Origin of the sequence: Serratia bockelmannii (assembly GCF_051803255.1) — a bacterium.
Classification (GTDB): Bacteria; Pseudomonadota; Gammaproteobacteria; order Enterobacterales; family Enterobacteriaceae; genus Serratia; species Serratia bockelmannii.
The window spans coordinates 486992-499775 of record NZ_CP196512.1; the positions used below are offsets into that span (position 1 = coordinate 486992).

At 61.7% G+C, this 12784-nt stretch carries 15 protein-coding genes; 4 read left to right on the forward strand and 11 right to left on the reverse strand.

Annotated features, from left to right (window positions below; genetic code table 11):
- Nucleotides 1–18 precede the first annotated feature (18 nt).
- Both ACSJLU_RS02290 and ubiU read right to left on the reverse strand, forming a co-directional pair.
- Nucleotides 19–897 (reverse strand): U32 family peptidase, encoded by an 879-nt coding sequence (locus ACSJLU_RS02290; protein ID WP_043139250.1) that lies wholly within the window; start codon nt 895–897, stop codon nt 19–21.
- A gap of 11 nt (nt 898–908) precedes the next feature.
- The gene (gene ubiU / locus ACSJLU_RS02295) at nt 909–1904 is read right to left on the reverse strand and encodes a ubiquinone anaerobic biosynthesis protein UbiU (RefSeq protein ID WP_015376422.1); all 996 of its coding nucleotides are present in this window, start codon (nt 1902–1904) and stop codon (nt 909–911) included.
- Nucleotides 1905–2162: 258 nt separating this feature from the next.
- On the opposite strand from ubiU, the gene ubiT reads away from it, so the two are divergent.
- On the forward strand, nt 2163–2684 hold the full coding sequence (ubiT, locus tag ACSJLU_RS02300) for a ubiquinone anaerobic biosynthesis accessory factor UbiT (protein WP_043139429.1): 522 nt from the start codon (nt 2163–2165) through the stop codon (nt 2682–2684).
- A complete protein-coding gene (locus ACSJLU_RS02305; protein ID WP_043139248.1) occupies nt 2678–3181 on the forward strand; it encodes a GNAT family N-acetyltransferase in 504 nt (167 codons plus the stop codon). Before ubiT ends, ACSJLU_RS02305 begins: the two co-directional genes overlap by 7 nt.
- Here ACSJLU_RS02305 and ACSJLU_RS02310 read toward each other — a convergent pair.
- The 4 genes from ACSJLU_RS02310 to speFL all read right to left on the reverse strand — a co-directional run bounded on the left by ACSJLU_RS02310 (nt 3168) and on the right by speFL (nt 7478).
- Nucleotides 3168–3473, reverse strand: a complete 306-nt coding sequence (locus ACSJLU_RS02310; RefSeq protein WP_139319749.1) for a GIY-YIG nuclease family protein — start codon at nt 3471–3473, stop codon at nt 3168–3170. The genes ACSJLU_RS02305 and ACSJLU_RS02310 overlap by 14 nt on opposite strands.
- An 86-nt stretch (nt 3474–3559) precedes the next feature.
- Entirely contained in the window at nt 3560–4876 is a 1317-nt protein-coding gene (gene potE / locus ACSJLU_RS02315) for a putrescine-ornithine antiporter (RefSeq protein WP_025305085.1), read from the reverse strand.
- A 62-nt stretch (nt 4877–4938) separates the two neighbouring features.
- Nucleotides 4939–7101, reverse strand: a complete 2163-nt coding sequence (gene speF / locus ACSJLU_RS02320; protein WP_060448244.1) for an ornithine decarboxylase SpeF — start codon at nt 7099–7101, stop codon at nt 4939–4941.
- Between the two features lie 272 nt (nt 7102–7373).
- Nucleotides 7374–7478, reverse strand: coding sequence for a leader peptide SpeFL (gene speFL, locus ACSJLU_RS02325; protein WP_004933443.1), 105 nt, complete (start codon nt 7476–7478; stop codon nt 7374–7376).
- Nucleotides 7479–7911: 433 nt separating this feature from the next.
- On the opposite strand from speFL, the gene ACSJLU_RS02330 reads away from it, so the two are divergent.
- Together ACSJLU_RS02330 and ACSJLU_RS02335 are read left to right on the forward strand one after the other, a co-directional pair.
- Nucleotides 7912–8352 carry a YhbP family protein gene (locus ACSJLU_RS02330; RefSeq protein ID WP_025305087.1) on the forward strand — a complete coding sequence of 147 codons (441 nt, stop codon included), beginning with the start codon at nt 7912–7914 and terminating at the stop codon, nt 8350–8352.
- 30 nt (nt 8353–8382) lie between these two features.
- Complete coding sequence (locus tag ACSJLU_RS02335) at nt 8383–9015, forward strand: NAD(P)H-binding protein (protein ID WP_043139239.1); 633 nt, start codon at nt 8383–8385, stop codon at nt 9013–9015.
- Here ACSJLU_RS02335 and phnP read toward each other — a convergent pair.
- From phnP to phnL, 5 genes are read right to left on the reverse strand one after another with little or no spacing between them, the layout of a single operon-like run.
- Nucleotides 8972–9754: a phosphonate metabolism protein PhnP gene (gene phnP / locus ACSJLU_RS02340; protein ID WP_380827512.1), complete on the reverse strand. Its 783-nt coding sequence runs from the start codon at nt 9752–9754 to the stop codon at nt 8972–8974. The genes ACSJLU_RS02335 and phnP overlap by 44 nt on opposite strands.
- A gap of 14 nt (nt 9755–9768) precedes the next feature.
- On the reverse strand, nt 9769–10371 hold the full coding sequence (locus ACSJLU_RS02345) for a DapH/DapD/GlmU-related protein (RefSeq protein ID WP_151428331.1): 603 nt from the start codon (nt 10369–10371) through the stop codon (nt 9769–9771).
- Nucleotides 10368–10937: a ribose 1,5-bisphosphokinase gene (gene phnN, locus ACSJLU_RS02350; RefSeq protein ID WP_141997104.1), complete on the reverse strand. Its 570-nt coding sequence runs from the start codon at nt 10935–10937 to the stop codon at nt 10368–10370. The genes ACSJLU_RS02345 and phnN overlap by 4 nt, the downstream gene beginning before the upstream one ends.
- Nucleotides 10937–12073, reverse strand: a complete 1137-nt coding sequence (gene phnM, locus ACSJLU_RS02355) for an alpha-D-ribose 1-methylphosphonate 5-triphosphate diphosphatase (protein ID WP_380827516.1) — start codon at nt 12071–12073, stop codon at nt 10937–10939. Before phnM ends, phnN begins: the two co-directional genes overlap by 1 nt.
- Entirely contained in the window at nt 12073–12777 is a 705-nt protein-coding gene (gene phnL, locus ACSJLU_RS02360) for a phosphonate C-P lyase system protein PhnL (protein ID WP_049208804.1), read from the reverse strand. The genes phnM and phnL overlap by 1 nt, the downstream gene beginning before the upstream one ends.
- Nucleotides 12778–12784 lie beyond the last annotated feature (7 nt).

Below are 12784 nucleotides of genomic sequence, written 5' to 3' on the forward strand. Positions count from 1 at the left end.
TGAGGAGGGGAGCGAGGATCACCCCACCAACTCCAACCCCGCCACGCGGCGCCAGTAGCCGTTGCAGTCGGCGTGGTCGGTCAAGGCCAGCGGCTGCTCGCCGCGCTCGTTGGCGCGGAAGGCATCGATCTGTGCCAGCGTCTCGGCGCCCTGCGGCGACAGTCGCACGATGTCCACCAGCCCCTGCATGCTTGGCAGCTCGTTGCCGAGGTTGTAGCAGTAACCGCTCATGGTCTGGATGCCGTTGAGTACGAACACCTGCTGCTGTTCCTGGGAGCGCATCATGCGACCCTGCGGATACTTGATGCAGCAGGTTTCGCACTCGTCCTTGCCGCGGTTTTCCGAGCGGGCGGTGAAGCAGCGCGCCGAATAGGCCAGCGGCAGATGGCCGTAGCTCAGCACCTCCACCTCGAAGTCGTGGCGGAAGCCCAGCTCGTCGCACTGCGTCAGCAGATTGGCCAGCCAATCGCGTGACAGCTCGACCGGCATGCACCAGCGCATCATGCCCTGGCGGCGCAGCAGGCGCAGAGTATAGGCGTTGTAGCAGTTCAGCGCATGGCCGGCGACGAACGGCAGACCGCGTTCCGCCGCCATGTTCACTGCGCCCAGATCGTTAGCTTCAAACAGGAACTCGCCGTTCTCCACATAGCGTTTCAGCTCATTCAGTTCGGACGGCGCCTGCAGCAGCGCCAGCGTGGAGATCACCACCTGCTTGCCGCTGCGGGCGATGTCGCGCGCCAGTGCCAGCCAATCGCCGACCTTCATCTCGCGCCGCTTGGTGCAGACGCTCTCGCCGAGATAAATGATGTCGGCGTTACTCTCCGCCGCCTGCTGATAGAACGCCGCGATGTCGTTTTTCGGCCAGTAGTAGAGTACCGGCCCCAGTGCGTATTTCATGTTTCCTCCGGCTACTGCCATTTGCGGTGATAGGCGCCCAGCGTGGTCTGGGTGCCCTCGGACATCGCGCCCAGCGTCTCCATCCAGGCGGCGTCGGCGCGGTAGGCGGCCGGATCGGCCTGGCAACGGTCGATCGCCTGGCGCCAGACGCGTGCCACCTGGCTGACGTAAGCCGGGCTGCGCTGGCGGCCTTCGATCTTCACCGAGGCAATGTTGGCGGCCAGCAGCTCCGGCAGCAGCTCCAACGTATTGAGGCTGGTGGGCTCTTCCAGCGCGTGGTAGCGCACGTCGTCCACCAGATAGCGGCCCTTGCACAGCGTCGGGTAACCGGCGTTTTCATGGTCCTGGTAGCGGTCGATCAGCACGTCGTTCAGGCGTGACTCCATGCCCTGCGGGGTTTGCTGCCAGCGCACGAAACGCGCCGGCGAACAGGCGCCGACGGTGTTCGGCGACTCGCCGGTCAGGTAGGAGGAGAGGTAGCAGCGCCCCTCGGCCATGATGCACAGGCTGCCGAAGGCGAACACTTCCAGCGGCACCGGGCTGGTGCGCGCCAGCTGTTTCACCTGATGCATCGACAGCACGCGCGGCAGCACCACCCGGCCGACCTCGAAGTTGCGCTGGTAAAAACGGATCGCTTCCTCGTTGGTGGCGGAAGCCTGCACCGAAACGTGGCGTTCCAACTGCGGATAGCGTTGGGCGGCGTATTCCAGCATCGCCAGATCCGCCAGAATCAGGGCGTCGGCGCCCAATTGGGCCGCCATATCCACCGCGCGCTGCCAGCGGGCGTAGCCGTCGGGATGGGCGAAGGTGTTGATGGCGATATGCAGTTTGCGGCCGTGGCGATGCACGTAATCGACCGCTTCCTGCAGCTTTTTCTCGGTGAAGTTGAGGCCGGCGAAGTGGCGCGCGTTGGTATCGTCTTTCAGACCGATGTAAACGGCATCGGCGCCGTTATCCACCGCGGCCTTCAGGGCCGGCAGGTTGCCGGCGGGACAAAGCAGCTCCATAGATTTATCCTGGCTTAGCCGTGCGCCCGGCCGGGCGCACGCTGTCTTTAAAGGTTGCCGGCGGCGGTGTTCCGCCGGCAAATGCGAATCGGGGAGGTCATTTTAGGCAATGGGGCACACACAGGTTTTGATTTGAGGCAGCTTATGGCGTATTGATAAACATGGCGGTGAAATGCACTATTTGTTGATATAGACCGCTGAAGCCGCGCGTCAGTGTGGCAAAATAGCGGTAGTCCGTATTAAAAGGAGTGGATGACCGTGTTGGAACAACTACGAGCACGCCTTGTGCGCCAGGGGCCGTCGCTGCTGCGCATCCCGCTGAAATTCACGCCGTTCGCTCTGCAGCGTCAGCTGCTGCAACAGGTGCTGAGCTGGCAGTTCCGCCAGGCATTGGCAGATGGGGATCTGGAGTTTCTCGAATCGCGTTGGCTGAAGATCGAAGTTCGCGATCTGGCGCTACAATGGTTTATGACGGTAGCAAACGACAAACTGGTGGTCAGCCAGCACGCCGAAGCGGACGTCAGCTTCAGCGGCGACGCCAACGATCTGATCCTGATCGCGGCGCGCAAGCAAGATCCGGATACGCTGTTCTTTCAGCGTCGGCTGCAGATTGAAGGGGATACCGAATTGGGCCTGTATGTGAAAAATTTGATGGACGCCATCGAGCTGGAAAGCATGCCTGCGCCGCTGCGCATGGGGCTGTTGCAGTTGGCTGATTTTGTCGAAGCAGGGTTGCAGGAGGGCACGGCGTCGGCTTCCCGTGTGGTGGTATCATGCTGATCCGCGTAGAGATCCCGGTAGACGCGGCGGGCATCGACACCTTGCTGCGCCGCGCCTTTGGCCGCGACGACGAAGCCGATCTGGTGCAGCAGCTGCGCGAAGACGGCCTGCTGACGCTGGGCGTGGTCGCCACTGACGACGAAGGCGGGGTAGTGGGTTACGCCGCGTTCAGCCCGGTAGACGTGGCCGGCGAAGACCGCCAATGGGTGGCGCTGGCGCCGCTGGCGGTAGACGAAAGCCTGCGCCGCCAGGGGCTGGCTGAAAAGCTGGTGTACGAAGGCCTGGATTCGCTGAACGAATTCAGCTACGCCGCGGTGGTGGTGCTGGGCGATCCGGCCTACTACGGCCGCTTCGGCTTTAAACCGGCCGCCACCTATGGCCTGAACTGCCGCTGGCCGGACACGGAAAGCGCGTTCCAGGTGTATCCGCTGGCGGAAGACGCCCTGAATGGCGTCAGCGGCGAAGTGGCTTTTTCGGCGCCGTTTAATCGCTTTTAACGACCGGCAATAGATACTCCAACGACAGCGGCGGGTGATTCACCAGCCGCTCTTTTTGTATTTTGCTCAGCTGTTTGACGCGGTATTCCAGCTTCAGCGCCGTTGAGCGATCCCCCACCTGGCAGTGAAACGCCAATGTCAGTTCCCCTTTACCGCGCAGCGCCTTGGCGCCTTTGCCGGCTTGGTGCTGTGCCAGTCGGCGCGCCACGTCGGTGGTGATGCCGGTATACAGCATGCCGCTCGGTAAACGCAGCATGTAGAGGTGCCAGGGAGTGGGGGTAGTGTCGGTCATCGTACGCCGTTTCGGTGGCCAGGGTCGGCGTATGATGGCATGTTCGCCATCACAATCCCATCCCCGGCCGCCGGAGCCTTACCGCTTTACCCCTTTTTTCCCGCCAGCTCGAAGCGCGGCGAGACGATACCGTACAGCGTCCAGCCGAGGAAGGTGGCGATGGCGCCCCACATCATCGCTTCTTCACCGGAGCTGTAGAGCGCATAGAAGCTGTACAGCGCGCCAATGCCGGCGATGATATTGGCGATGCGCGCCTTGTTGTCCGGCACCTTCGCCACTTTCTGAATAATGACCAGCGCCGCCATCGACAGGATGTAAGGGATGATGTTGGTCACCACCGCCAGGTTCACCAGCACGTTGAACTGCTTGTTCAGCGACGGGCTGATGGTCATCAGAGACAAACCACTCTGGATGACGACGATGGTCAGCATGCCTTTAACCGGCGCGTCGGCCTTGCTCAGCTTGGAGAAAATTTTCGGGAAGAAGCCGCTGTCGGCGGAGGATTTGAACACCTGAGCGATGGTGAACTGCCAGCCGAGCAGCGAGCCGACGCAGGACATGACCATCAACGCCATGATGATCTTGCCGACCGTCGGGTTGAACATGTGGGAGAACGCCAGCCCGAACGGGGCGGTGGAGTTGGCCAGATCCATGTTCGGCACGATGCCGGCGATCACGTTGGTCGAAATGATATAGATCACCGCCGCGCTGAGGGTGCCGCCCAGTACGGCGATCGGCACGTTGCGCTCCGGGTTTTCCACCACGTCGGTGTTGGCGCAGGCGGATTCCAGCCCCAGGAACGCCCACAGGGTCATTGAGATCGAGGCGCCGATGGCTTCGAAGGTCGGCACCTGATGCGGGTTCCAGGCGGCGACGTAGGCGCTGCCGCTGAACCAGTACCAGCCGATGACCGAGATGCCCACCACCGGAATGATCACGCCCCAGACGGTGATGCCGCTGATTTTGCCGGTGATGCGCGCGCCGCCGAAGTTAGCGACGGTCGCCAGCCACAGCACGCCGATGGTGGCGATACAGATCCCGAGCGGGCTGAGCGTGGTGTCGAACAGCTCGGTGCCGTAGCCGACGGCGGAAATGGCGATGGCGATATTGGCGATCAGCAGCGAAACGCCGTAGGTGTAGTTCGCCATGAAGTTGCCGGATTTACCGAAGGCGTATTCGGCGTAGCCGCCCATGCCGCCGGATTTACGGCTGAACATGCCGCATTTGGCGAAGGCGTAGGCCAGCGCCATCGAGCCGACAGCGGTCACCAGCCAGGAAACGATCGAAATCGTGCCCACTTCGGCCAGCTTGGTCGGCAGCATAATTATGCCGGAACCCATCATATTCACGGCGGTCAGGATCGTTAATTGCACGACCCCCATTTTATTATTGGACTTACTCATGATCATTTTCTCTTTTAGGATGCGATCCGGGCGGCGGGAATCATCGCCGCCCCGTAAGGTGATTAATTTTTCATGACGTAGCCGTAAGCACGGTTCCAGCCGTCCTCATCCTGTTGGATATAAACGCCCTGTAATTCCGGCGCGAATCCTGGCAATAAATTGATGCCTTCTTCCAGTGCCAGGAAATAACGCTGCGCGGCGCCGCCCCAAATTTCACCGGGCACCACGCACAGCACGCCTGGTGGGTAAGGCAGGGCGCCCTCGGCGGCGATGCGGCCCTCGGCCTTGGCCAGCGACACCAATTCCACATTGCCGCGTACGAACTCGGTATTGGCATCCTGCGGATTCATTACCACGCGCGGGAAATAACTTTTGCGGAACATCTCTTTTTGCAGCTCTTTAACGTCATAGCTGACGTAAAGATCGTGCATTTCCTGGCACAGCTGGCGGATGGTGTAGTTTTTGTAGCGCTGCTGGTGGTTTTTATAGACCGCAGGCAGCACCTCGCTGAGCAGGGAGTTTTGCTCGATGTGCTTCTCGAAGCGGGCGATCAGGGCCACCAGGTGCTGCATCTTGGCGATGTCTTCCGCCGGCGTCAGCAGGAACAGGATCGAGTTGAGATCGCATTTTTCCGGCACGATGCCGTTTTCGCGCAGGTAGTTGGCCAGAATGGTCGCCGGAATGCCGAACTCGCTGTAGCTGCCGGTCGCGGTATCGATGCCCGGCGTGGTGAGCAGCAGTTTGCACGGATCGACGAAATACTGCGATTCGGCATAGCCTTCAAAGGCGTGCCATTTCTCGCCGGGCACGAAGTTGAAGAAGCGCAGATCGTTGGCCATCGCCGCGGTGTCATAGGCCTGCCACGGCTTGCCGTCGATCTGATCCGGCACGAACGGTTTGATCATCGTGCAGGTGTCCAGCAGCATTTTGCGCGCTTCGATGCCCACGCGCACACATTCTTGCCACAGGCGTTGGCCGCTCTTGCCCTCGTGCATCTTGGCGTTGACGTCCAGCGCGGCGAACAGCGGATAGAACGGGCTGGTGGAGGCGTGCAGCATAAAGGCGTTGTTGAAGCGCTTGTGGTTGCAGTAGCGGCTCTGTCCCTTGATGTGCTTGTCTTTTTTGTGGATCTGCGAGGTTTGCGAGAAGCCAGCCTGCTGTTTGTGCACCGACTGGGTGACGATGATGCCGGGATCGTTCTCGTTCAGCTCCAGCAGCAGCGGCGAGCAGTCTTTCATCATCGGAATGAATTGCTCATAGCCCACCCAGGCGGAGTCGAACAGGATGTAATCGCACAGGTGGCCAATCTTGTCGACCACCTGGCGGGCGTTGTAGATGGTGCCGTCGTAGGTGCCGAGCTGGATGATCGCCAGGCGGAACGGGCGGGCTTCGTTGGCGCGTTCCGGCGCCACTTCGCGGATCTGTTGGCGCAGGTAGCGCTCGTCGAAGCAGTGCGCGTCGATGCCGCCGATAAAGCCGAACGGGTTGCGCGCGGTTTCCAGATAAACCGGCGTGGCGCCGGCCTGGATCAATGCACCGTGGTGGTTGGATTTATGGTTGTTACGGTCGAACAGCACCAGATCGCCGCGCGTCAGCAGGGCGTTGGTCGCCACCTTGTTCGAGGCCGAGGTGCCGTTGAGCACGAAGTAGGTCTTGTCGGCGTTGAACACCTTGGCGGCGTGCTGCTGCGCGGCGCAAGGCGCGCCTTCGTGGATCAACAGATCGCCCAGTTTGACGTCGGCGTTGCACATGTCGGAGCGGAAAAGCGTTTCGCCGTAGAAGTCGAAGAACTGGCGGCCCGCTGGGTGTTTGCGGAAGAACTCGCCGCCCTGGTGGCCGGGGCAGGCGAAGGTGGCGTTGCCCATTTCCACATACTGCGTCAGCGTGTTGAAGAACGGCGGCAGCAGCTCGCTCTCATATTTGGCGGCGGCGGCCTCCAGCTGTTTGCCGTAGAACTGGGTATTCTTGCCGCACAGTTCAAACACACCGTGCAGCGCCGGCAAGACGGCGTTATCCAGCTCTTCTTCGCAGCAGACGGCGACGAACAGCGGAATGTTCAGGCCGTGTTCTTCGATGCGCGCCACCATGCCTTGCGTGACGTCGTCTACCGACAGCACAATGGCGGCGACGTCATTGAAATCGCTGTGGTGCACATCGACGATGTCGCGTTCAGTTTCAAAGCAGCCGAGGGTTTGGGTGTTGGCGGCAATTTTTAATTTTTTCATTTTTCTCATTCTTCAGGCAAAGGCATTCCGCCGGCAAATAATTCCATTTGCCGTTAACGCCTTCACGAAAATAAAGGTGTGCGAGAACCCAGTGATGCCGAAAGGCATTAACTGTGTTCGCTGTTTTATTTAGCTTGGATGCGCTTGGCCGAAATTAAAAATGAATTGCGTGTCCTTCCCGGTTAGCGAGAAAGAGATATTATCACCGGCGTGCGGAGAATAAATAAAACGCAATGACACTCTTATCAACGGCGTAAGAGCGAGGGGGAGGGTTATCTGTAGTTGAAGAATGCGAAACTAAAGCAGCTGCGATGAGCCATCATCATAATATGGGTTGTGCGCCTGATGTGCGCCATTTTTCGGTTATTGTTTTCCATTTTCTAATCCACCTTGCTGAGTGAAAAGATGGCGCTATTTTAACGCAAGGTGGGCTAAAAATCGTGATGAAAGTCACATAAATGCCGGTGTTTATAAATAACTATTCACCTGTTATGCAATGAATTGCATAAGTATCATCCGGGTCCAGAGGTTGGCATGTAAATGAATTGCTAATGCTCGCGGCCCTTAAGCGCTTAATTTCAATGGCGCTCGGAAAGGAATAAAAAAAGCGGTCAAATAACCGGCTACATAACGATCAAATAAATCCGCCTTGTGTTTTTTATGTTATCAATCTGCTTTATGCAAAAATAAATAAAAATTCATTATTGTTGTGTTTATATTCATGTGTGATTTTTGATGATTATCGTTATTTGTGACTCGCCTCAACAACGCAGGGTAAGATGAAGTGAGTGAACCGGGAGGCGAGTAACCTTGAATACCTCAGAACAACGGCAACAGATTGCGGATTTCATCGGCAAGCAACACGTCTTAACGCTGTGCGCCGGCGACGGCCTCGACATGTGGTGCGCCAACTGTTTTTACGTGTTCGACGCCGCGACGATGGCGCTGTGGCTGATGACCGAACCGCACACCCGCCACGGCGGGCTGATGCTGAACAACGGCCGGGTGGTCGGCACCATCGCGCCGAAGCCGAAAAGCATCGCGCTGATCCGCGGCGTGCAATACCGCGCCGAGGCGGTGCTGCTGAGCGGTGAAGAAGCCGAGGCGGCGCGCGCGCGTTACTGCAAGCGCTTCCCGATCGCCAGGGCGATGAAGGCCTCGGTATGGCGGCTGGATCTGCACGAGGTGAAGATGACCGACAACACCCTCGGCTTCGGCAAGAAGCTGCATTGGGCGCGGTCTATACTTTAAGTCGACGTATTGATTACAACGGGAGATTGCATGGCGCGAGCACTGTTAGTCGGCGCAACCGGGCTGGTGGGGCGCGAGTTGCTGCAGTTGTTGCAAAGCGATCCGCAGATAACGGCCATCGTGGCGCCGACGCGCACGCCGCTGCCGCCGCACGGCAAGCTGACCAATCCGGTCGGCGACGCGCTGTTCGAGCTGCTGAGTAGCCTGCAGCAGCCGGTCGATCTGGTGTTCTGCTGCTTGGGCACTACCCGCCGGGCGGCGGGCAGCGCCGATGCCTTCCGCTACGTCGATTACCAACTGGTGGTGGAGAGCGCGCTGACTGGCCGCCGGTTGGGGGCGCAGCACTGTCTGGTGGTAAGCGCGCTGGGCGCCAACGCGGATTCCACCTTCCTGTATAACCGCACCAAAGGCGAGATGGAGCAGGCGCTGCGCGAACAGCACTGGCCGCGCCTGACGCTGGTGCGGCCTTCCATGCTGGTGGGGGATCGCCCCGCGCCGCGCCTGATGGAGCGCCTCACGCTGCCGCTGTTCAGGCTGCTGCCCGGCAAATGGCGCGCGGTCTCCGCCAAAGACGTGGCGCAAACGCTGCTGCAGCAGGCGTTCACGCCGGGCGAAGGGATCAGGGTGCTGGAGTCGGATCGGCTGCACTGCTACCGAGGCTGACGCTGAGGTGATCGAACGCCAGCTCCAGCCCGGCGGGCAGTTCGTTGTCCAGCAGCCATCGATCGAGATGATGGCTGATGTGCGTCAGCAGCGTGCGCTTGGGCTGCAGCAACCGCTGCGTCTCCTGCGCACGGGTCAGGTCGTTGTGGTTGCGCGGCACCTGCGGCTGAGGCGGCAGGCTGCAGTCGAGCACCAGCAGATCCAGCGCCACGTTCTGCAGATAGTCGGCGGTGGCCGGCGGCAGGCCGACGGTGTCGGTCAGGTAGGCCAGCGCAGCGCCCGCCGCCTGGATCAGATAGCCGTGGGTCAGTTTGGAGTGTTGCAGCGGCAGCGGGGTGATGCGCATGCCGCCCAGCTCGACGGTGGTGAAGGGCGCCAGCGGCGGCTGAAACGCCAGAATGCCGGGGTGTTTGAACAGGTCGTCGCAGCCCTGTTCATCCGGCGGGCCATACACCGGAATGGAATTTCCGCACCCCCAACGCAAAGGAAATAACCCCTGAACGTGATCCATGTGGTAATGTGTCAGTAAAAAACGTTGAATTTGCCCCGCCGAAAATCGCCGCTCCAAAGCCGGCAATCCTGCATCCAATAAGGTCGTTTCCCCCTGATAGTTGAGCATGGCGCTGCACGCGCGCCGCCGAAATGCCGGCTCGCGCCGCGCCCGTTGGCAGCTCAGGCAGTCGCAGCCGAACACCGGCACCTGCTGCGCGCCGCCGGTGCCGAGAAAGGTCAGGTGCATCGCTCCCCCCTCCGTTAAAGGTACTTCTGGGCAAAGCGGTGGATGTCGCGAAAATCCGCCAGCCGCGCCTGCAGCGTGGCGTGATCCCAGAGCCACCACTGGCTGCGTTCGATACGCTCTATCAGCGCATCGTCGAAGCGCATGCCGATCTTTTTGGCCGCCACGCCGGCGACGATGCTGTAAGGCTCCACGTCCTTGGTGACTACCGCCGCGCTGCCGATCACCGCGCCGTTGCCGACGCTGACGCCCGGCATCAGGATGGCGTTATGGCCGATCCACACGTCGTGGCCGACGGTGACGTGGTGCTCGCGCCGCCAGTCGAAGAATGCTGCGTCGTCTTCCCCCAGCCCGTATTCGGAAGCGCGATAGGTGAAGTGGTGCTGCGCGATGCGCTGGTAGGTCGGGTGATTGCCGGGATTGATGCGCGCATAGGAGGCGATGGAGACGAACTTGCCGATTGTGGCGTAAAAGATCTGGTTGTGCCCGGCGGTGTAGGAGTAGTCCCCCATCTCCACCTCTTCCAGGATCGCATCGTCGGCCAGATGCACATACTGGCCGAGCCGGGTGCGGTTAAGGGTCACGTTGTCGCCGATTTTCGGCTGGGCAAAGTCGTTCATGGCGTCGCATCCTGAGCTTCTCGGGTGGCGGTAGGCAGCAGCGCCAGCAGCGCCGCCAAGGTATCGTCGAGTGGGCCGTCGTTGTGCAGCACCCGGCAGCCGGCGGGCAGACTCTGCTGATATTCCGCCGCCCGCGCCAGCCGCTGCTCGATCTGTTCAGCGCTTTCCCGTCCGCGATCCTGCAGGCGCCGGCGCAGGATCGCGGCGTTGACCTGCAGGCATACCGGCAGCAGCTGCGCACCGTAGCGCTGCTGCGCCTGCGGCAGGTGGGCGCGCGAACCGTTGACCGCCACGTCGATCCCCTGCAGCAGCCAAAGATCCACTTCGATCCCGAACGCGTAGTGCTGCTGGTGGGCCTGCCAGTCGAGCGCGAACAGCCCCTTGGCGCGGCGGCGCAGAAATTCGGGTTCGCTCAGCGCGATGTGATTCTCGCAGCCGGCATCTGCCGGCCGGGTGATGTAACGGTGCGCCACCAGCGGCGCGCGGTCGGCGTCGGCCCGCAGTGCGGCCAGCAGGCTGTCTTTGCCTGCGCCGGAAGGCCCCATCAGATAGATGAGCCGCGCCATCAGAACACCTGCCTGCCCTGGCGCCACACGTTCTGCACATAAACGTGCTCGCCGTGCGGCCGCGCCAGCACCAGATCCGCCCGCAGCCCTTCGGCGAGGGAGCCGCGATCCTGCAGATCCAGCGCCCGTGCCGGGTTGCGGGTGATCATGCGCACCGCCTGGGGCAGATCGTAGGCGTTGCGCTCGTCTGCCGCGAGGCGAAACGCCGCGTCCAGCAGGCTGGCCGGGTAATAATCGGAAGAGAGAATATCCAGCACCCCCAGCGCCGCCAGGTGGTGCGCCGCCACGTTGCCGGAGTGCGAACCGCCGCGCACGATGTTCGGCGCGCCCATCAGCACTTGCAGGCCCTGCTGGTGCGAGGCGCGGGCGGCCGCCTCGGTGGTGGGGAACTCGGCGATGGCGCTGCCCAGCGCGCAGGATTCGGCCACGTGCGCGGCGGTGGCGTCGTCATGGCTGGCCAGCGAGATGCGGCGTGCGCGGCAGTGGGCGGCGATCGCCTCGCGGTTCGGCGCGGCCCAGCGGGCGGACAGGGCGACCTGCTGCTCCTCGTACTCGCCCATCTGCTGGTCGTTGAGGTGGTATTTGCCCTGATAATATTCGCGGTACTTTTCGCGCGAGGCGAACTGGCGCTGGCCCGGCGAATGGTCCATCAGCGACACCAGCGACACGCCCGGCTTGTCCATCAGCTGTTCGAACAGCGGCAGGGTGCTCTCGTGCGGCAGCTCGCAGCGCAGATGCAGCCGGTGCTCGGCGCGGTTCACCCCGGCGCGCTGGCTGTGGATCACCGCGTCGATCATCTTTTGCAGGTTTTCCAGCCGGTGGCCGCCGTCGCGCACGTCGCCGATCGCCACCGCGTCCAGCACCGTGGTGATGCCGTTGGCCACCATCAGCGCATCGTGGCTGCTCATCGCCGAATGGGCCGGCCAGTCGACGTTCGGGCGCGGGGTGAAGAACTTGTCCAGGTTGTCGGTGTGCAGCTCGATCAGCCCCGGTAGCAGCCAGCCGCCGTCGCCGTCCAGCGCCTGCGGCAGCCGGCTCGGGCCGTCGGCGAAGCTGCGGATCACGCCGTCCTGCATCTCCAGCGAGCCTTGCACCACCTGGTCATCCAGCACCAGCTTAACGTTATTGACGATCATCAGAGGGCCTCCAGCGCCTGTGGCGCCTGCATATCATAAAGCCGGTCGGCGACCTGTTGGCGGACGCCTTCATCATGAAAAATGCCGACGATCGCCGCGCCGCGCGCCTTGGCGCGTTCGATAAGCTGCACCACCGCCGCGCTGTTGCGGCTGTCGAGCGAGGCGGTCGGTTCATCCAGCAACAGAATGGGGTAATCGACGATAAAGCCGCGCGCGATGTTCACCCGCTGCTGCTCGCCGCCGGAGAAGGTGGACGGCGCCAGCGGCCACAGGCGCGGCGGCACGTTGAGCGCAGCGAGCAGCGCTTCGGCGCGGTCGCGGCACTCGGCGCGCTCGACGCCCTGTTCCAGCAGCGGCTGCATCACCACCTCCAGCGCGCTGATGCGTGGGATCACCCGCAGGAACTGGCTGACCCAGCCCAGCGTATGGCGGCGCACCGCCAGAATTTGGCGCGCATCGGCGCTGACCATGTCCAGCCAGTCGCCCTGGTGGTGGATCCAGATATGGCCACTGTCCGGCAGGTAGTTGGCGTACAGCGAACGCAGCAGGGTGGATTTGCCGCTGCCGGAGTGGCCGTGCAGCACCACGCATTCGCCGCCGTGGACCGTCAGGTTGGCGTCGTGCAGCACCGGCAGGCGGGTGCCGTACTGCTGATGCAGCACAAAGGTTTTACTGAGATGTTCAACTCGGATTTGCATAGTCATCTGTTAT

Coding starts and splice junctions, on each gene's coding strand:
- phnP (WP_380827512.1), bottom strand. CDS start 9,754: ATGCACCTGACCTTTCTCGGCACCGGCGGCGCGCAGCAGGTGCCGGTG.
- speFL (WP_004933443.1), bottom strand. CDS start 7,478: ATGGAAAACAATAACCGAAAAATGGCGCACATCAGGCGCACAACCCAT.
- speF (WP_060448244.1), bottom strand. CDS start 7,101: ATGAAAAAATTAAAAATTGCCGCCAACACCCAAACCCTCGGCTGCTTT.
- potE (WP_025305085.1), bottom strand. CDS start 4,876: ATGAGTAAGTCCAATAATAAAATGGGGGTCGTGCAATTAACGATCCTG.
- ACSJLU_RS02345 (WP_151428331.1), bottom strand. CDS start 10,371: ATGAACGACTTTGCCCAGCCGAAAATCGGCGACAACGTGACCCTTAAC.
- ubiU (WP_015376422.1), bottom strand. CDS start 1,904: ATGGAGCTGCTTTGTCCCGCCGGCAACCTGCCGGCCCTGAAGGCCGCG.
- ACSJLU_RS02335 (WP_043139239.1), top strand. CDS start 8,383: ATGGCGCGAGCACTGTTAGTCGGCGCAACCGGGCTGGTGGGGCGCGAG.
- ACSJLU_RS02290 (WP_043139250.1), bottom strand. CDS start 897: ATGAAATACGCACTGGGGCCGGTACTCTACTACTGGCCGAAAAACGAC.
- ACSJLU_RS02310 (WP_139319749.1), bottom strand. CDS start 3,473: ATGACCGACACTACCCCCACTCCCTGGCACCTCTACATGCTGCGTTTA.
- ACSJLU_RS02305 (WP_043139248.1), top strand. CDS start 2,678: ATGCTGATCCGCGTAGAGATCCCGGTAGACGCGGCGGGCATCGACACC.
- phnM (WP_380827516.1), bottom strand. CDS start 12,073: ATGATCGTCAATAACGTTAAGCTGGTGCTGGATGACCAGGTGGTGCAA.
- phnL (WP_049208804.1), bottom strand. CDS start 12,777: ATGACTATGCAAATCCGAGTTGAACATCTCAGTAAAACCTTTGTGCTG.
- phnN (WP_141997104.1), bottom strand. CDS start 10,937: ATGGCGCGGCTCATCTATCTGATGGGGCCTTCCGGCGCAGGCAAAGAC.